This is a genomic window from Ammoniphilus resinae, assembly GCF_017873965.1.
Taxonomy (GTDB): domain Bacteria; phylum Bacillota; class Bacilli; order Aneurinibacillales; family RAOX-1; genus Ammoniphilus_A; species Ammoniphilus_A resinae.
On the sequence record NZ_JAGGKT010000003.1, the window covers coordinates 195,543 to 214,475 of the forward strand.

The 18,933-nt window shown below is 42.4% G+C and carries 18 protein-coding genes and 1 riboswitch; of the genes, 14 read left to right on the plus strand and 4 right to left on the minus strand.

Going from position 1 to position 18,933, the window contains the following annotated elements; translation table 11 throughout:
- Positions 1–9 precede the first annotated feature (9 nt).
- The 10 genes from J2Z37_RS08110 to J2Z37_RS08155 all read left to right on the plus strand — a co-directional run bounded on the left by J2Z37_RS08110 (position 10) and on the right by J2Z37_RS08155 (position 9,273).
- On the plus strand, positions 10–1,167 hold the full coding sequence (locus tag J2Z37_RS08110) for a mandelate racemase/muconate lactonizing enzyme family protein (protein WP_209809745.1): 1,158 nt from the start codon (positions 10–12) through the stop codon (positions 1,165–1,167).
- A gap of 533 nt (positions 1,168–1,700) precedes the next feature.
- Complete coding sequence (locus J2Z37_RS25460; protein ID WP_245203656.1) at positions 1,701–1,877, plus strand: SDR family oxidoreductase; 177 nt, start codon at positions 1,701–1,703, stop codon at positions 1,875–1,877.
- A 90-nt stretch (positions 1,878–1,967) separates the two neighbouring features.
- The gene (locus tag J2Z37_RS08120) at positions 1,968–3,050 is read left to right on the plus strand and encodes a TRAP transporter substrate-binding protein (RefSeq protein ID WP_209809746.1); all 1,083 of its coding nucleotides are present in this window, start codon (positions 1,968–1,970) and stop codon (positions 3,048–3,050) included.
- A 70-nt stretch (positions 3,051–3,120) separates the two neighbouring features.
- Complete coding sequence (locus J2Z37_RS08125) at positions 3,121–3,621, plus strand: TRAP transporter small permease (protein ID WP_209809747.1); 501 nt, start codon at positions 3,121–3,123, stop codon at positions 3,619–3,621.
- Positions 3,618–4,892 carry a TRAP transporter large permease gene (locus J2Z37_RS08130; protein ID WP_209809748.1) on the plus strand — a complete coding sequence of 425 codons (1,275 nt, stop codon included), beginning with the start codon at positions 3,618–3,620 and terminating at the stop codon, positions 4,890–4,892. Before J2Z37_RS08125 ends, J2Z37_RS08130 begins: the two co-directional genes overlap by 4 nt.
- A gap of 78 nt (positions 4,893–4,970) precedes the next feature.
- Positions 4,971–6,170 carry a pyridoxal phosphate-dependent aminotransferase gene (locus J2Z37_RS08135; RefSeq protein ID WP_209809749.1) on the plus strand — a complete coding sequence of 400 codons (1,200 nt, stop codon included), beginning with the start codon at positions 4,971–4,973 and terminating at the stop codon, positions 6,168–6,170.
- A 29-nt stretch (positions 6,171–6,199) separates the two neighbouring features.
- Positions 6,200–6,310, plus strand: a riboswitch (TPP riboswitch).
- Between the two features lie 77 nt (positions 6,311–6,387).
- Positions 6,388–6,675 carry a thiamine-binding protein gene (locus J2Z37_RS08140; protein WP_209809750.1) on the plus strand — a complete coding sequence of 96 codons (288 nt, stop codon included), beginning with the start codon at positions 6,388–6,390 and terminating at the stop codon, positions 6,673–6,675.
- A gap of 88 nt (positions 6,676–6,763) precedes the next feature.
- Complete coding sequence (locus J2Z37_RS08145) at positions 6,764–7,459, plus strand: ABC transporter permease (protein WP_245203675.1); 696 nt, start codon at positions 6,764–6,766, stop codon at positions 7,457–7,459.
- Positions 7,460–7,491: 32 nt separating this feature from the next.
- Entirely contained in the window at positions 7,492–8,499 is a 1,008-nt protein-coding gene (locus tag J2Z37_RS08150; RefSeq protein WP_209809836.1) for an ABC transporter substrate-binding protein, read from the plus strand.
- 3 nt (positions 8,500–8,502) lie between these two features.
- Positions 8,503–9,273, plus strand: coding sequence for an ABC transporter ATP-binding protein (locus tag J2Z37_RS08155; RefSeq protein ID WP_209809752.1), 771 nt, complete (start codon positions 8,503–8,505; stop codon positions 9,271–9,273).
- A 150-nt stretch (positions 9,274–9,423) separates the two neighbouring features.
- On the opposite strand, the gene J2Z37_RS08160 is transcribed toward J2Z37_RS08155, so the two are convergent.
- Positions 9,424–9,873, minus strand: coding sequence for an OsmC family protein (locus tag J2Z37_RS08160; protein ID WP_209809753.1), 450 nt, complete (start codon positions 9,871–9,873; stop codon positions 9,424–9,426).
- Between the two features lie 114 nt (positions 9,874–9,987).
- Positions 9,988–10,698 carry a Crp/Fnr family transcriptional regulator gene (locus tag J2Z37_RS08165; protein ID WP_245203657.1) on the minus strand — a complete coding sequence of 237 codons (711 nt, stop codon included), beginning with the start codon at positions 10,696–10,698 and terminating at the stop codon, positions 9,988–9,990.
- 264 nt (positions 10,699–10,962) lie between these two features.
- On the opposite strand from J2Z37_RS08165, the gene uptA reads away from it, so the two are divergent.
- Together uptA and ilvA are read left to right on the plus strand one after the other, a co-directional pair.
- Positions 10,963–11,559 carry an undecaprenyl phosphate transporter UptA gene (gene uptA, locus J2Z37_RS08170; RefSeq protein WP_209809754.1) on the plus strand — a complete coding sequence of 199 codons (597 nt, stop codon included), beginning with the start codon at positions 10,963–10,965 and terminating at the stop codon, positions 11,557–11,559.
- Between the two features lie 233 nt (positions 11,560–11,792).
- A complete protein-coding gene (ilvA, locus tag J2Z37_RS08175; RefSeq protein ID WP_209809755.1) occupies positions 11,793–13,040 on the plus strand; it encodes a threonine ammonia-lyase IlvA in 1,248 nt (415 codons plus the stop codon).
- A gap of 35 nt (positions 13,041–13,075) precedes the next feature.
- Here the strand turns inward: ilvA and J2Z37_RS08180 are convergent, their stop codons facing one another.
- On the minus strand, positions 13,076–15,424 hold the full coding sequence (locus J2Z37_RS08180; RefSeq protein ID WP_209809756.1) for an FdhF/YdeP family oxidoreductase: 2,349 nt from the start codon (positions 15,422–15,424) through the stop codon (positions 13,076–13,078).
- Positions 15,425–15,573: 149 nt separating this feature from the next.
- Between J2Z37_RS08180 and J2Z37_RS08185 the strand changes: the two genes are divergently transcribed.
- Positions 15,574–17,376: a putative bifunctional diguanylate cyclase/phosphodiesterase gene (locus J2Z37_RS08185; protein WP_209809757.1), complete on the plus strand. Its 1,803-nt coding sequence runs from the start codon at positions 15,574–15,576 to the stop codon at positions 17,374–17,376.
- 75 nt (positions 17,377–17,451) lie between these two features.
- Here the strand turns inward: J2Z37_RS08185 and J2Z37_RS08190 are convergent, their stop codons facing one another.
- Positions 17,452–17,790 carry a histidine triad nucleotide-binding protein gene (locus J2Z37_RS08190; protein WP_209809758.1) on the minus strand — a complete coding sequence of 113 codons (339 nt, stop codon included), beginning with the start codon at positions 17,788–17,790 and terminating at the stop codon, positions 17,452–17,454.
- A gap of 94 nt (positions 17,791–17,884) precedes the next feature.
- On the opposite strand from J2Z37_RS08190, the gene J2Z37_RS08195 reads away from it, so the two are divergent.
- Positions 17,885–18,883: an aromatic acid exporter family protein gene (locus J2Z37_RS08195; RefSeq protein WP_209809759.1), complete on the plus strand. Its 999-nt coding sequence runs from the start codon at positions 17,885–17,887 to the stop codon at positions 18,881–18,883.
- Positions 18,884–18,933 lie beyond the last annotated feature (50 nt).

Here is an 18,933-nt window from a genome sequence, read left to right on the forward strand (position 1 = left end):
GAATTAACCTTGAAAATCATCGATGTTATTCCACATGTCTTAACTACGGAGCTGTCAGAGCCGTTTGCTTTTTCACAGGGATGGGTAGAAAAAAGGAGCACAATGATTGTGGAAATCGTGACAGATGAAGGGATCACCGGATGGGGTGAATCCTTGTGTCACGGATTGCAGCCACCGGAGATCGCAGCGTCCTTTGTACAGTTTTGTTTTAAACCACTGCTGATCGGGCGCGACCCTTTTGATGTAGAAGTTTTATGGGAAGAGATGTATAACAGGAGTAGACCGTTTGGTCAGGGTGGTGCGGCAGTGAATGCCATCAGCGGAGTCGACATTGCCCTGTGGGATGCGATCGGAAGGAAGCTTGGTAAGCCAGTTCATAAGCTGCTTGGCGGAGCTTTTCGAACAGAGGTAACTCCTTATGCAACAGGGTTTTATCGTGTGCGCGGAAAATCCTATCCGGAGGAGGCAGTCCTTGAGGCAAAACGCCATTTGTCAAAAGGATTTAAAGCGTTTAAATTAAAAACCGGCTTTGGGGTTGAGGAAGATATCAAATATGTATATAGTGTCCGGGAAGCTGTTGGACCGGATATCCGGATTATGATGGATGCCAATTGCGCTTATCATACTGCAGCTGCGCGGCGAATTCTGCTGGAGTGTGAGAAAGCAAAGCTTCATTTCTTTGAAGAGCCATTGGCTCCAGAAAACATGGAGGGGTATCGGGAGCTAAAAGGACTAACCAGCACATATATCGCCTCAGGGGAGAACGTATTTGGGAAAATTGGCTATCGAGGGTGGATTGCTGGTGGGGCTCTAGATATTTTGCAGCCGGATTTGGCTTCTTCAGGAGGATTTACGGAATGTAAAAAAATTGCTGCCATGGCTCAAGCATGGGGGACAATGCTAGTTCCACATGTATGGGGTTCAGGAATCGGGTTAGCAGCTTCGTTGCAGTTTATCGCAAGTTTACCCCCGACACCCTTAGCTCTTAATCCCGATGAACCGATGTTGGAATATGATCAATCCGCTCATCCATTCCGCGAAGACCTTATTTATCATGCCATCGGAATGGAAAATGGAAAGGTCAAAATTCCTACCCAGCCTGGAATTGGTGTGGATGTAAATAAAGACGTCATTGTAGAGTACAGTAAACCCGTTTTTAGGGTGTAGCAAATTTTTGTAATTATGATTGGGTAAAAAGGCATAAAAGGAGGCTTTTCTCCTATTATGCCTTTTTCTTTTTGTTAATTTGTTTTTAGATAAACATTCTTTAGCGATGAATATTCTTATCCACGTCATGGAGGGAGTGCATAGACACAGGAAATCACATCTATATGGACACAAATAAACTGAAAACAAAATTTCTTAATTAATTTTCCAAAGATTCTATTGACCGGGTAATTTGTGAAATATATAATTTAGACAGAAAGTAGTAAATAAATCGACAATATGGTGTGAGGATTCAGATTTTGGTAGAATCCGGTCGATTCGTATCAAATGGTCGATATTCAGTGTAGGTTATCTGAAAGAATAACTAAATGTAAACGGTTACGTAAATACCACACAACATCGCTTCATTGCTTCTAAAAGAGCACGACCAGGGCTTAATGCCTACTGTGCTTCAAAAGGTGCAATATTACTCCTTAAACTGGTAAAGAAGGAATTCGCGTTGTTGCTATTAATCCAGGCTCAGCCGAAACACTATGCTGCCGACATTTATCGCCCATATGGACGAGCAGGAAGGACGTAAGGTTTTCGAAGATTCCGTGCCTTTAGGCAGAATGTGCAGGCCTGAAGACATTGCCAATATGGCCGCTTATTTAGCTTCAGAGGAAGCACCTTTGATTACGGGATCGGTAGATGGCGGCCAAGGAATTTAATGTCCCTCTGTGAGGGGTTTAAGGGGGTGAGAAAACACTTTTTGAATGGAAGAAACACCTTTAAATTAAAAAATAAGTGGGGGGTAAAACATGAAAAAGGGAATATCTTTAGTTCTAGTAGGAATGTTGGCAGCAGGTAGTTTAGTAGGTTGCGGAAGCAAACCTGCAGAGCAATCCAACTCAGGTGGGTCTAGCCAACCTGCACCGTCAAACAGCTCATCTGGCGGAGAAAAGTCAGGTGGCGCAGGAAATATTGAAGAAACAACCATTGCTGTTGGGCATGCAACATCAGACTCTGAAACTTCTCATTACCAAGCTTATGCAGCGAAATTTAAAGAATTGGTAGAGAAGAATACAGATGGAAAAGTAAAAGTAGAAATTCATCCGAACGGTGAGCTTGGTGGAGAACGCGAAATGATCGAAGCTGTGCAATTAGGTACTCTAGATGCTACGATTACTTCCAGCGGTCCGGTTGGAAACTTTGCACCGCTTTCCAACGCCTTTGATTTTCCTTTCCTATTTAGAGATAAGCCACATGCATACAAGGTGCTTGACGGTGAGTTGGGTGATGAAGTAAACAAACAATTAGAGAGTGTAGGCATTAAAAACCTTGCTTGGGCGGAAAACGGTTTCCGTAATATGACTAACAGCAAGCACCCAATCATAAAGCCTGAAGACTTAAAAGGGATTAAAATTCGTACCATGGAAAACAAGATCCATTTGGATTCCTTCAAGGAATATGGTGCTGCTCCGACACCAATGGCCTTTACTGAGCTATTTACTTCTATGCAACAAGGGGTTGTTGATGGGCAGGAGAACCCATTGTCTGTTATCGTACCAAACAAATTTTATGAAGTACAAAAATATATGACATTATCCGGTCACTTCTATAGTCCGGCACCATTCTTGTTTAGCAAGTCTAAATTTGATGGATTCTCACCAGAACTGCAAAAAATTGTTGAGGATGCAGCAAAGGCTGCACGTGATTACGAGCGTGAATTTATTGCAAATTTAGAGGAGAAATATATCCAGACTGCAAAGGATAACGGAATGGAAGTTCTTACCGCGTCTGAATATGATCAAGAGGCATTCCGCAAGGCATCTGAGCCGGTGTATAAGAAATATGAAGCAGAGTATGGCGAATTTGTAAAGAAAATTTTGGACACGAAGTAATAGAAGTACCCTAAGAGGGTAGAGGATCCATTCTACCCTCTTAACATTCAATAAGGAAAGGGGAGAGAAAATGGCCGGACTATTACGTGTAATTGATTCTTTTAATAAATGGTTAACGATACTCCTAGGTGTTGTTTTAGGAGTTATGTCTGTCGTAATTATCTTTCAAGTACTATCCCGTTATATTTTAGGAATTCCTCTTCCCTGGTCGGAAGAACTTGCACGCTATTTAATGGCATATAGCATATTTGTTGGGGCAGCCTTGGCCCTTCGTAAACAACAGTTAATCGCGGTTGAATTTATTTCTGAGCGTCTCTCTTTCAACCCTAGAAGGGTGTTGAAAATAGTAATAAACCTTACTGGCATTATCCTTTTTGCTATCCTCTTTATAAAGGGGATCGAAATGATGGAAAAGGTTAGCACGCAGCTCTCTGCCGCAATGCAAATCCCCATGTCCATTCCATACGCAAGTATACCCATTGGCGCTGTGCTATTAACAATCAATGCGATTGCCGTCATCATCGAATTGTTACTCTCCAAAGAAGCAGTGAAAGAAGGTGAAGCTGCGTGAGTACCATATTATTTCTTTCCTTGGGCGGCTTCCTTATCCTCGGTGTACCGATTGCCATAGCTATGGGATTGGCTTCGGCCCTTGCTGTTTGGTGGGGCGGAGGAATTCCTCTCATTATTATGGCCCAGCGTGAATTTACTTCCATTGATTCCTTTCCTTTGATGGCAATTCCGTTTTTCATCCTGGCGGGAACCCTGATGGAAACGGGGGGTATTTCTAGACGATTAGTCAACTTTGCCAACGCGCTTACTGGTCACATTACCGGGGGACTTGGTCTTGTTGCGGTTGTTACTTCGATGTTTTTCGCCGCGATCTCCGGATCTAGTGCCGCTACGGTTGCTGCCTTAGGTTCCATTCTTATTCCTGCCATGGTAAAAAGAGGATATCATCGTAATTTCGGGGGAGCTATTCAGGCTGTATCTGGTGAATTAGGAGTTATTATTCCGCCAAGTATTCCGATGATCCTCTATGGGGTCACCACAGAAACCTCCATTGGCGACATGTTTATGGCTGGGGTTATACCGGGGTTGTTAATCGGACTCTCCTTAATGATTACGGTTTATTTCATTGCTAAAAAACGCGGCTACCAAAGTGAAGAGCGAGTAAGCTGGGCAGGTCGTTGGCAAGCCTTTAAAGATGCGCTTTTTGCCTTATTCATGCCAGTAATTATCCTTGGTGGAATTTACGGCGGGATCTTTACTCCAACGGAAGCTGCGGGAGTTGCGGTTGCCTATGCTTTTATCATCGGTGTGTTCGTATATAAGGAGATCAAGTGGAAGGATGTTCTCTCCTTACTAGGTCAATCCGCGGTTACTTCATCAATTATTATGTTTATCATTGCCAATGCTGGATTGTTTGGCTGGATTTTGAGCCGTGAAGGGGTCCCGCAAAAAATAGCAGCCTTTTTCACGGACATCTCAAGTAATGCCTTTGTATTCCTGCTAGTGATTAACGTATTATTGCTTTTCGTAGGTATGTTCTTTGAGACGGGTGCATCAATTATTATTCTGGCACCATTGCTCACACCAGTAGCTGCACAATTTGGCATCGATCCGGTTCATTTCGGGATGATCATGATCGTGAACTTGGCCATGGGAATGTGTACGCCACCAGTCGGGGTCAACCTCTTTATATCCTGTCAGATCGCTGAGATTACACTGGAGGATATAACCAAGGCGATCTTGCCATTCATCCTTGTTCTGATTGTTGACTTAATGATTATTAGTTACATTCCTCAGGTAACCATGTGGCTGCCACATTTATTTAAATAACTATTTGATAAATTTTTCTACCCCTCAACAATAGTTGGGGGGTATAATAATATAAAATTATGAAAGGGAGAAATACATATGAAATTTGCAGACCGAATGTCACTATTAGGAACTGAGAATGCTTTTGAAGTGTTAGCACAAGTAAAAAAATTGGAGGCCGAGGGCAGACAGATTGTCAGCTTTGCCATTGGCGAACCAGATTTTGATACCCCTGAAAATATCAAAGTCAAGGGACAAAGCGCAATCGATCAAAACTATACTCATTATGCGCCATCAGCTGGAATTATGGAATTGCGCGAAGCCGTGGCAAATCATGTTTCCAAGATGAACGGGATTACTGTAGGCCCAGAAAATGTCGTAATCACTCCGGGAGCAAAACCGATCATTTTCCACACGATTCTATCATTGGTTAATCCGGGAGATGAAGTGATTTATCCCAATCCAGGCTTTCCAATCTATGAATCTGTTGTCCGCTTTGTCGGGGGAAAAGCAGTCCCTGTCGCTCTTCGCGAGCAACGCGGGTTTTCTTTAGACCCAGAAGAACTAGAGTCGAAAATTACGGAGAAGACAAAACTATTAATTATCAACTCCCCGCAAAATCCAACAGGGGGGATCATCGCAGAACAGGATCTGCAAAAAATTGCAGAGCTTGCTGTAAAGCATGATTTATGGGTGTTATCCGATGAAATCTACTCGGAATTGATTTATGAAGGGGAATTCAAAAGCATTTCATCCTTCCCAGGTATGAAAGAGCGGACAATCATCCTAAATGGCTTCTCCAAGACCTATGCAATGACCGGGTGGCGCATAGGATATGGTGTGATGTGTCAGCCCTTGGCTGAATTAATGGCTCGATTGGTCACCAATAGTGATTCCTGTGTGGCGACTTTTACCCAAATGGCTGCAGTGGAAGCCTTAACAGGACCGCAAACAGCGGTTCAGGAAATGGTACAGGAGTTAAAGCAGAGAAGGGATGTTATTGTGAATAGAATCAATCAAATTCCTGGATTTTCCTGCCTGACTCCAAAGGGGGCATTTTATGTTTATGCCAATGTTACCAAGGCATGTCAAATGCTGGGGCTTCCTTCGTCTAGGGAGCTTCAACAGAAGCTGTTATTGGAAGGAAATGTAGCCGTACTTCCACATACCTCTTTTGGCAGCCGTAATGAAGGAGATTCCGAGGAATATGTTCGCTTCTCCTTTGCGACATCACTGGAAAATATACATGAAGGTTTGGACCGAATCGGGCGTGTTATGGAAACCGTCAAATCATCTTAAAAGTTGATAAAATAAAATTGGCTTGATATAATTCACACGTGGGGAGCTGGGTAAACCTGGCTGAGAGGGTACTATTTGTTGTACCGACCCTTCCACCTGATCTGGGTAATTCCAGCGTAGGGACGAGTGAATATGAATGGATATTCCTTTCGACCTTTCGTGACAATAGGGCTGCCCGTTTGGGCAGCTCTTTAATTTTTTTGAGGAGGTAGGTTAAATGGCAAGTGTAAATGTTGCGTTTCAAGTTTTGCCTAAGGTAGCTGATGGCAATACATATCAAGTCGTCGACAAAGCCATTGAGGTCGTGATGAACTCAGGTGTACGGTATGAAGTAGGAGCGATGGAAACGGTAATGGAAGGGGAATTAGATCAGCTTTTGGAAATTGTAAAAAAAGCTCAAGAGGCTTGTCTTCAGGCTGGGGCAAGTGAAGTGATGACACATATGAAAATTCATTACAGGCCAGAAGGAGTTACTATGGATGAAAAACTGGCCAAATATAGATAAATCCAGGCTATCAGGAAAAGGCGCAAAAGGTTGGCTTTCCCTTGCTTTACCTGGATCTTTACTGATTGCATTACTGATCATCTGGGAGATGGCAGTCCACCTTTCAGGGATCGAAAAGTGGCTTCTTCCCAGCCCGTCATTGATTCTGAAATCATTGTGGGAAACGAAAGACCTCATTTTGCATCATAGTTTGCAGACGCTGTATGAAGCTTTACTGGGACTAGTAATCGCGGTTTTGGTTGGTGTATTAATAGCCATTATGATTGATTTATCAACGCGCATCCGTCAGGCGGTTTATCCGTTGCTTGTGGTTTCTCAAACGATTCCGATTATCGCCGTTGCACCCCTTTTAATGATTTGGTTTGGCTATGGAATGACCACAAAAATTCTGGTTGTTGCCCTCGTTTGCTTTTTTCCAATTGCTGTTAATTTGGCAGACGGTTTTCGACTGGTTGATCAAGAAATGATTCGTTTGCTAGCTTCAATGGGTGCTTCAAAAGGGCAGATGTTTCGAATGGTTAAGCTCCCGGCTGCGTTACCCTTCTTTTTTTCTGGAATGAGAATTGCAGGAACATATAGTGTCATGGGTGCTGTAATCGGTGAATGGCTTGGGGCTAGCCGCGGATTGGGAATATTTATGACTCGTTCCTCGCAATCCTTTTTAACAGATCGTGTTTTTGCATCAATACTTGTCATTGTATTTTTAAGTTTAATTATATTTGGGTTGATTGAAGGAATGGCAAGGTGGCTTATGCCGTGGCATCGTCGTTCAGATTTCAAGTAAAGGAGTCTTTTTATATGCTAAAAACAAAATTTATGTTTTTCTGGACTGGCTTTCTTTCAGTTGCATTGGTTTTAACTGCGTGTTCCTCTGGGCAAGAAGGAAAGGAACAAGGATCTTCTGCAGAGGCAAAAGATCTACAGAAGGTAACCGTAATGTTGGATTGGATGCCAAATACTAATCATACGGGGCTTTATGTTGCAAAGGATAAGGGATATTACGAGGAGCAAGGACTTGCCGTGGAAATCATTCAACCTGGTGAGGGGAGTACAGCAGACCAACTAGTAGCAGCAGGGAAGGCCGATTTTGGTGTAAGCTATCAGGAGGCTGTTACCCAGGCCAGAGCTACGGAGATTCCATTGGTGTCCATTGCAGCTGTTATTCAACATAATACATCTGCTTTTGCCTCCAAGTCTGAGGCAAACATTCAATCTCCTAAAGATTATGAAGGGAAACGATACGGTGGTTGGGGATCACCTGTCGAGGAAGCTGTTTTAAAAGCGGTAATGGATAAGGCTGGTGCGGACTTTTCCAAGGTAGAAAATATTACGTTGGGTGCCACAGATTTCTTTGCATCAATCGGCCGTGACGCTGATTTTGAATGGATTTATTACGGCTGGGACGGTGTCGAGGCAAAACGCCGGGGAATGGACTTGAATTTACAAATGTTAAAGGATCTAGATCCTGCACTCGATTATTATACACCTGTATTAGTGACAAATGAAAAACATCTAACAGACCAAAAAGAGCTTGTTGAAAAATTTATGTCCGCTACGGCTAAAGGCTATGAATTTGCTATCCAAAATCATCAGGAAGCCGCAGATATCCTATTGCATAATGCACCGGAATTGAATCCGGAGCTTGTCAAGGCAAGCCAGGAATGGGTTAGTCAAAAATACCAAGAAGATGCGGCGCAATGGGGTTTGCAGAAAAAAGAGGTTTGGGAACGTTACGCGAAGTGGATGCATGATCGAGAGCTGATCCCCCAAATGATCGAATCCGAAAAAGCGTTTACTAATGAATTTCTGCCTAAGAAGGGGTAACATATGCCTGTGAAGCTGCAAATCAGTCAATTGCGAAAATCCTTTGGGGAGGGGAACCAAAACCAGGTATTGGCTCTAGACCGGGTATCGATGAGCGTTGGTAAAAATGAGTTTGTTGGGTTGATTGGTCCGAGTGGATCCGGGAAAAGTAGCCTTTTAGACATCCTTGCTGGATTATCTTTACCTGATACAGGAGAGATTTTGATGGACGGCAAATCCCTGCTTGGAAGGAAGGGTGAGGTCAGTTACATGCCGCAAAGCGATGTTTTGTTCCCATGGCGCACGATCTTGGATAATGTGACGATTCCTATGGAAGTAGCAGGAATTCCCCGTAAGGAAGCACGTAAGGAGGCAATGGGTTTATTGCCTACATTTGGTTTAGAAAGCTTTGCAGAAAGTTATCCAAAAATGTTATCTGGAGGAATGCGCCAAAGGGCATCTTTCCTCCGGACTTTTCTGTGTAAAAAGGATATGATGTTGTTGGATGAACCATTTGGCAAGCTCGATGCGCTAACCCGAATGCAGATGCAAGAGTGGCTACTTGATATGTGGCAGAAGTTCCAACATGCAGTGTTGTTTGTAACACATGACGTTGAGGAAGCGATTTTATTATGCGATCGAATATATGTTTTATCAGCTCGCCCTGGGCGGGTTTTGGGTGAAGTTGAAGTGAACTTGCCTCGGCCACGGACTAGTGTGATGTCAACAAATTCGGATTTTATTCGATTAAAGAGAAACTTACTGGAAATGTTGAAAGAGGGAACAGGCCATTGACAGGGAAGAATTTTATACAAAGCCTTCGAATTGGACCTTATTGTGCTGATTTCCCCTGTTTCAGTCCGAATAAGCCCAGGATTCGGACTGAAATCAGTTGGTTCCTCCCCACGGGGGAGGTTGAAGGGGAAACCACTTTATCCTGCTAGCCTAAACCTCTTCCACAGTGACAGATGCTTCTACGCTAACCTCGACGTTTCCTCGTAGAGCTTTGGAAATCATGCAGGCATGTTCAGCACGTTCAGCGGCTTTTTGTGCTGTATCTATTTCTTGATCGGTTGCCCCTTTTTGTAGAACAATGGTCGGGCGATGAGTGATTCTTTCAAAGTGAAGGCCACCCTCTTCAGATACAATTCCTTCGGATGTGAGGCTCAAACTGAAAATGTTTAGTTTTCGGTTGGCTAGGACCGATGCCAACGTAATTAGGTAACAGGTTGAAGCTGCGCCAATCAGCATATCTTCGGGGTTTGTTCCGACCCCTGGGCCGCCTAATTCGGTTGGTACTGAAATCGTTGAATTTAGGTTACCAATCTCAATCGAACCATTTCCAAGACGTCCTCCAGTCCAATTGGCTTTTAGATGAAAACTATGTTGTGCCAATGAAAACACCCGCTTTCTTTTTAGAATATATAAGCTTATTTCTCTATTTCCAAATGAAAACCCTTTTTGGAACAAAAAAAACCAAGGTTATGTCTTTCTACCTTGGTTTTGTAATTAAATCCTGCAAATGTCATCTGAGCAGTCATCGCAATCTATGGCTTTCTTCAAATAATCAAGATCATGAATGGTAATATAGCCGTTGTCTACACTAATCACATCGATTTTACGAAGTTCACTTAGCATTCGATTGACACTTTCCCGTGGTGTGCCAATAAACTTGGCAAGCTCTTGATTTGTTAAGAATAAATCGATTAGAATTCCGTTAGGCACTTCTTTTCCATAACTGTTTGTCATCCGAATTAAGGTAGAGTATAATGCACCATGTTTCCCATGAAGGATTAAATCACGAAATTTAGATTGGTTTCGACGATAAGCGGCTCCAATCCATTTCATGAATTCCAAGGCAAGTTTGCCATTTACTTTTAACAGATCTTCAAGAGCTGTCCGTGAAATCACACCAACCGTTCCTTCTTCAATCATCTCGCCAGTGGTTGTATAGGTGGTTTCTGGTTGAAAAAGGGCCAATTCGCCAATCAATTCATTGGCTTGACAGATATATAGTGTCAACTCCTTTCCTTCAGCGGTTGTCTTGCTGATCTTTACCTTGCCAGAGTGTATGAAGTATAGATTTTTGGCTGGTTCTCCATCCATATAGAGAATCGTGTCTTTGGGATAATGTTGAGATGTTGAGATTGAATGTAATTGTTCTTTTATTTCATCTGGTATAAGCTGTGTAAATGCCTTTTCAGTAAAATGTGTTTCCAAGGATAAAAACCTCCCTAATTAGGTTTGGAAACTTTATAAATGAATCCTGATCTTTAATTATATATCATATCCAGGAAGTCTAATCAATGAATAATTGGTGTTATTTTTCCCTTTCATTGGTGGGAATCAACCAATAAAAAGTTGCCAAATGTGACTAAAACGATACAATAAAGGGAGTACTTGATAGTAAAAGCTTATCATATTATTACAATAAGAAAAATACATAATTTAGAAGTTGACTAAAAATACGAGTAGGAGTTCATGATGACAGAAATTATCCATAGTATTCTTCTTTGGTTGACGGATTTGGGCTATTTTGGGATTGCTCTTGGATTGATGATCGAGGTGATTCCCAGTGAAATTGTACTAGCTTATGGAGGTTACATGATTTCCCAAGGAAAGATTACCTTCATAGGGGCCGTGATTGCTGGGACAGTTGGAGGAACGATTGCTCAATTGTTTCTTTATTGGTTAGGGTATTACGGTGGAAGACCATTTTTAGAGAAGTACGGGAGATTCCTCTTGATTAAGAAAAAGCAAATCGATTTATCTGAACTGTGGTTTAATAAATATGGACCAGGCGTTATTTTTACAGCCCGTTTTGTTCCAATTGTTAGACATGCCATTTCAATTCCAGCCGGAATTGCCAGAATGTCCTTCCTGAAATTTACTGTTTATACAACACTTGCTGTACTTCCTTGGTCCATTTTCTTTATCTATATCGGTCATCAACTAGGGAACAATTGGGAAAAGTTCAATGATATCGCCAAACCGTATATTCAGCCCATTATTGCAATTGCTGTTATCATCCTGGTGATATATTTGGGATACAGTTTGTTGAAGAAAAGAAAGGCGACGTAGGGAATAGGTTCGAACCATTCATTGATTAATGGAGGATTAAATTCTATAATAGAAATGTTATGTTTTTACCGCATAGGAATGCGTAGCTTCCTCGATTCAACAACCCTATCGGCATGAAAAGCTTCTTCTAAAGAAGGATGCCTCTTCTTCGAATGGACTTCGATATAAGCTTTTCTTAAGGGAATGGAAGCAAAGTAGATAAATAGACAGAAAGAAAGAAGGAATACTAGGTAATGGGGAGAATCCAGATCGAAGATATTATTCGTGCCAATTTAGTGCTTAAGGATGTAGTGACGAAAACCCCTTTGCAGAAAAATGAGGTTTTGTCCAAACGATATGATTGCAACGTCTATCTTAAACGTGAAGACCTTCAAATTGTTCGGTCGTTTAAGATTAGAGGGGCATATAATACGATTCATAGTCTTACGGTAGAAGAGCAACAAAGGGGTGTGGTTTGTGCCAGTGCAGGTAACCATGCCCAGGGTGTTGCTTATTCTTGTAATGCTTTAGGTATTCAAGGGAAGATATTCATGCCTTCCACTACACCTAGACAAAAAATTTCTCAGGTTCGTTTTTTTGGCGGTCCTTTTGTCGAGGTTATGTTGACGGGCGACACCTTTGATGATTCCTTCCATGCAGCTATGGCCTATTGTATGGAACAGGATATGGTATTTATTCATCCCTTTGACGACCCTAGGACAATTGCCGGGCAAGGGACTGTTGGCTTAGAAATTATGAATGAAACAGAAGTTAGTCCAGATTTTGTTTTTGCAACTATTGGCGGTGGCGGTCTGGCAGCTGGTGTTGGAACTTATATCAAGAGTATTAGCCCAACAACCCGGATGGTAGGGGTGGAACCTGAAGGTGCTGCTGGAATGAAGAAATCAATGGAAATGAACGATGTATTCACGCTACAAGAAATTGACAAGTTCGTCGATGGTGCTGCCGTTCAACAAGTTGGGGCACTTACCCTAGAAATTTGTAAAGAGATATTGGATGATATCATGGTTGTTCCCGAAGGAAAGGTTTGTACAACTATTCTTGAGCTTTACAATGAAAGTGCTATTGTTGTAGAACCAGCAGGTGCATTATCAATTGCTGCCCTCGATTTTTACAGAGAAGAAATTAGAGGGAAAAATGTCGTATGTGTGGTAAGTGGCGGAAATAATGATATTGGCAGGATGCAGGAGATTAAAGAGCGTTCTTTGATTTATGAAGGGCTTAAGCATTACTTCATTATTAACTTCCCCCAACGTGCGGGTGCCTTACGTGAATTCCTTGATGGGGTTCTAGGTCCCACCGATGATATTACTCGCTTTGAATATACGAAGAAAAACAACAAGGATGATGGACCAGCCTTAGTAGGAATTGAATTAAAAAATCCGGAGGATTACGAGCCTCTAATTGAACGGATGAAAAAAAAGGGCTTTCCTCATACGGAAATTAATAAGGATAAAAATTTGTTTAATTTATTGATTTAATGTAGAAAGGGGTACCCGAGGGTGCCCCTTTTTCCTTATTCCACAGCTGTTTCCAGCTCTTCTACCCGTTTTTCTACATATTTCGTATCTTTATGTGCAAAGTAGGTTTCGGCTTTTTCTACGACCACTGCTGTATTGTACTCAGGAATCCCTGCATATTTCTCATACACCCCTTTAGGAATAACCACATTTCCTTCAGGCCAGTACAATTCAACATTTCCGGGGCGGATATTTTCCCACTTAGCCCGGCCGTGGAAGGTGCCATACTGGTTATAGACGACGATTGCATCACCGTTTTTGATTTCTAAGGCAGCAGCATCTTCAGGATGAATCAGTACATCATTGCGATCTGCATTATTAAATGGGTCCTTGCTGTCGTAAATCATCGAATTGAACTGTTTGCCGCGGCGTGTCGTAACGTAAAAATGGCCTTCCGGTTTCCGAAGCTCGGGAATTTCAACCGGAATTAAATTCGCCTTCCCGTCTGCTGTAGGGCAGCTTCCATCCTCACAAAGCCAGGCATTTCCCCATTGGAAAACATCCCCTCTATTTTTTAAATGCTGTATTCCGTCATAATTGGGAGCGGCCTGTGCAATTTCCTGACGGATTTCCGCTGCATCGGCAAATTGGATGAGGCGCTTCTTCTCAGGATAAACTTTGGAAGCCAGGTCTGTCAGGATCTCCCATTCGGCACGTGCTTCCTCAATCCGTGGGCCTTTAATTTCCGGGCTGAAGTAAACCATCCGTTCCGTACTCGTGGAAGTTCCGCCGCCTGGTTGTTCATAACGCGTCATTGCCGGGAGGATGATGACCTCTTCCTTCGCGTCGAGAAGTGTTGAGGTATTGAAGATGATATCCTGGTGAACACGTAGTTCCACATTTTCCAGGCAGGTTTGCACAAAAGCAGGGTCTGGCATCGTCTCTACGAAGTTTCCACCGGAAGTGTAGAGCACCTTTGTTTTACGTTCATGGCCCTCGGGAAGTAACGAATTTTCCAAGGTTACCCCAATAATATCGCCCTGCCACTTGGGAAGCTCGAAATTCCACACCTTCTCAATTCGGTTGATATGGTCAGGAGTAATGTCCCCGCCAGGTAAACTGAATGGATCTGCACCCATTTCACCAGAACCTTGCACCCCTGAATGACCGCGAATCGGCATCACACCACAATGCGCACGGCCGATAAAACCGCGCAGGATGGCTAGGTTGGCAACTTGTGACACGTTATCTGTTCCAAATCGATGTTGAGTAAGCCCCATGCTCCAAACAAAAACCCCAGCCTTTGCGGCCGCTAGCATTTCTGCAAATTCACAGATTCTTTCCCGTTTGACTCCGGAAGAGCTCTCTAGCAAATTCCACTGTTGTTTCTCAATGTGTGCCTTAAGCTTAGCCAACCCATTAGCGTGTTCTTTGACAAACTTCCAATCAATCGCTGATCCTGGAGCCGTTTCTTCCATCGCAAGCCAGTGCTTGATGACTCCGTTTATGAAGGCGATATCTCCACCGATATTCACCTGGTAGACGTCGTCGACTAATTTGGTGCCAAACAAGGCGCTATCAGGAATGGAAGGGACCCAGTAATTTTCCATCGCTGGTTCTCGGTAAGGGTTAATCATAATAATTTTTGTTCCTGCCTTTTTAGCAGCATATAAGTACTTTGTTGAAACCGGTTGATTATTCGCGACAACAGACCCCCAGAAGACAAGTACATCTGTGCCGATCCAATCTTTATAATTACAGCTGGAGGCGCCAATCCCTAACGATCGTTTTAATGCCGTTTTACTTGGAGAATGGCAAATTCGAGAAGCATTGTCAATGTTATTAGTTCCAAGAAAACGCGCAACCTTTGCAGCTGTATAATAAACCTCGTTGGTTATTCCGCGTGCTGTTAAATAAAAGGACAACTGTTTAGGATCAATCTTACGGATTTTACCCGCAATCCGCTCCAATGCCTCTTCCCAACTAAGTCGCGTGAATTTCTTTTCTCCTGGTTTTCGGGATAGTGGATAAGGAATTCTCCCAAGTTTTCTTAGCTGGGAAGAATCTAGTTTACGCAGTTCGTCTATATCCTCCAGCCAAATGGGATCGATCGCGGGCATCGTATTAAGCCGTAATACGTTCAGTCGTGTGGTGCAAAGATGAGGTCCTTTAAGAGTTTGATCGGTCAAGCCGGAAACTCCTAGAGCACATCCGTCACACACCCCTTGGCTTAAAATTCGCCAGGCATAAGGTAAATTGTCTCGATTTTCATAGATTACTTTCATAGTATCGCGGATATGATGCGGCTTTACTTTTCCTAAACCCATCGGCATTGTACTAACCCATAGAGAAGGATCGGGCATCATATTCAATGGAATTGGTCCGGTGTGTTTTGTCTTCCCCATTCGCTCACCCCAAATTTGTCATGAATAATAGATAAATATGGTTGAATTTCAACCTGATATTATGAATAATGATATCATTGATAGTATTATTTTTCTTCTGTTTCGTTTCACTCTATTTTTTAAAACCTATGACAAAGAAGGCATAACACATGCGTATAATCCATAAAAGAAATAAATTTCGTCGCAAAACATACAAGTTGAAACCTGAATTTGGTCATATAGATCCGAAACAGATTCATGCCTTAATTTCTGAACGGAAACGGGCTGAAGAAGAGCTTTGGCAGAGCAACCAGACTCTTACTGCCTTAATCCAGGCATCACCCTTGGCGATTGTATCATTTGACCATGATGGCATTGTGAAGACTTGGAATAAAGCAGCAGAACGGATTTTTGGCTGGGATGAGAGTGAAGCAATTGGGTATCCGATCCCTATCTTCATGGAAGAAAAAGATGACGAGTTTTATAATATCCTAGGATTAATGCTGCAAGGGAGGGCGTTGACTGATGTCGAACTTCGTCGGCGAAGGAAAGACGGATCGTTCATCGATATCAGCCTGTCGATCACATTGCTCTACGACTCTAAAGGGGATATTAATGGGGGGATGGGGATCTTTACAGATATCACCGAACGAAAACAGGCCGAAGAAATGATTAAATATATGGCATATCATGATTCCTTAACACAACTTCCAAACCGAAATCTATTTAATGAACGCCTGAAGCAAGCATTGGCCAATGCGGAGCGAAATGAAGCGAATGTCGCTGTATTATTTATAGATCTAGACCGTTTTAAGGTGATTAATGATTCCCTCGGACATGCCTTTGGTGATTTGCTGCTGAAGAGTGTGAGTCATCGTCTGCAAGGATGTCTTAGGGAATATGATACGATTGCTAGACAAGGAGGGGACGAGTTCACCGTGATCCTCTATGATTGCTCCCAAGAATCAGCAAAAATTGTTGCCGAACGGATGATCAGTGAACTGGCCTATCCGTTTGTCCTTAACAATCATGAGGTTACGATTTCTCCAAGCATTGGGATTAGTCTTTATCCTATTGATGGAACCAATCCGGATACATTGATTCGCAATGCGGATAGAGCTATGTACCAAGCAAAAGACCAAGGAAAAAACAATTATCAGTTTTATGAAAAGGATATGGAAGCACAGTATACCAAGCGGCTTAAGTTGGAAAATGATTTACGGAAAGCTCTTGCCCGTAAAGAATTTGTGCTTTATTATCAGCCGCAAGTCGATATTCGTAATCACGAAGTTATTGGTGTGGAAGCCTTGATTCGTTGGAATCATCCAGAGACTGGCTTTATTTCTCCCGCGGAATTTATACCTCTGGCGGAAGAAACGGGATTAATTGTTCCTATTGGAGAGTGGGTCCTTTACACAGCTTGTCTGCAGAATAAAGCTTGGCAAGACGCAGGTTTTAACCCGATGCGGATGTCTGTCAACCTTTCTGCAAGACAATTCAGGCAAGCCGATATTGACGTATTAGTTGCGAGGGTCTTAAAGGAGACTGGATTGGATCCCCAATATTTGGATTTGGAAATAACCGAGAACATGAGTATGTTTGATGTGGATATGACTACAGAGATCTTGCAAAAATTGAAGCGGTTAGGGGTCAGCATATCTATCGATGATTTTGGTACAGGGTATTCATCTTTAAATTATTTAAAAAGATTTCCGATAGATTCGTTGAAAATTGATCAATCTTTTGTCCATGATATCCATAGCGACACAGATGATGCAGCGATTGTCAAGGCGATTCTTGCGATGGCACACAGCCTCGATCTGAAGGTTGTTGCTGAAGGAGTGGAAACGGAAAGACAGTTAAGCTTTTTAAAAGAGCAAAGATGTGACCAAGCTCAAGGCTATTATTTTAATCGCCCTCTTTCAGCAGAACATCTTGAGTCTATGCTGATGAAACAGGGGGCAGAAGTTTAAAAACCGGGCATAGCCCGGTTTACCGCTTAGGGAAGTTTAAGTTTATTGAAGATGTTAAAGGAAACGAAGCTTTTCTTACATTTTCCAATCCAGTTGGCGCCCCCCAACCAGGTGATAATGCAGATGGAAAACAGTTTGTTGTCCTTCTTTGCCAGTGTTGGTGATGACGCGAAAACCGGACTCATCGACACCCATTTGCTTGGCAATCTTTTGCAGGGCCAGGTGCAAGTGTCCGATCAATTCCTTGTCCTCTTCCTGAATGTCGAGTAAAGAGGTGATGTGCTTTTTGGGGATTGTTAGCACGTGTACAGGTGCCACTGGATTAATATCATGAAAAGCATAGACATGGTCATCTTCATACACTTTTTTGGAGGGTATCTCTCCTTTTATGATTTTACAAAATAGACAATCCACTTTTCCACTTCCCTTACTTGGTATATTGTTTTAACCTATTATAAACCCTATATTACCAGAATGTGGGGAAATCACAAATGGAAGGGGAATTTATTTGAAAATCGGTTATCGAATATTCAAAACTGCTTTAGGTGCCCCGGCCGCGATTTTTATTGCCCAGACGTTAAATCTTGAATATTTTGTATCGGCAGGGATATTGACGATCCTAAGTATTCAGGCAACACGAAAAAAATCCATTAAAAGCGCTTTAGACCGCCTTTTTTCTTGCTTTATCGGTTTGCTTATCGGCTATTGCTTATTTGAATGGATTGGATATGCTGCATATTCGATGGCCGTATTGCTGCTCATTTATATTCCTATCCTTGTCCGTCTGAAGATCCAGGATGGATTTGTCACAGGGGTTGTCATCATTCTCCACTTATATCTTGTTAAAGCCATCTCCCTTCCCTTTATTATTAATGAGCTGCAATTGATGGGGGTCGGGCTTGGCGTTGGTTTGATAATGAATTTGTACATGCCGAATATCGATAAAAAGTTGAAAGAGCAGCACCAAAAGATTGAACAGAACTTTTCAAAAATATTAAAGGAGTTTGCGATATACCTTCGCAACGGGGAAAGCACCTGGGATGGAAAAGAATGGATTGAAACGGAGGATTTGCTAAAGCAGGCCAAAAATATGGCGATGCAAAAAGGGGAGAATTTGCTGCTGCGGTCTAATGACGATGACTATATCTATTTTGAAATGAGAGAAAAGCAGTTTTATTTACTAGAAAGTATGCTTCCGAAAATATCTTCTATGAACCAGGATACCCCGCACGCGAAGCAGATGGCCGATTTTGTTGAAAACCTGAGTAATCATATCCATTCGGGGAATACGGCCCATATCTTTTTGGAGGAATTGGAGCACCTGCGCGGAGAATTAAGAAAGGTCGAGCTTCCAGAAACGTATGAAAAATTTGAGGCAAGGGCGGCTTTGTTCTATGTAATCAATGAATTCGAGAGATATCTTTATATAAAACAAGAGTTTTTTTCAACGAGTCGGGATAAGGAAAATCCTTCACCCCAACAACAGGTTCAGCGTACAGGGACATAAAGAAGGAACTTTCTGACAGGTTATAGAAGTAGGTATGAAACAGGGGGAAA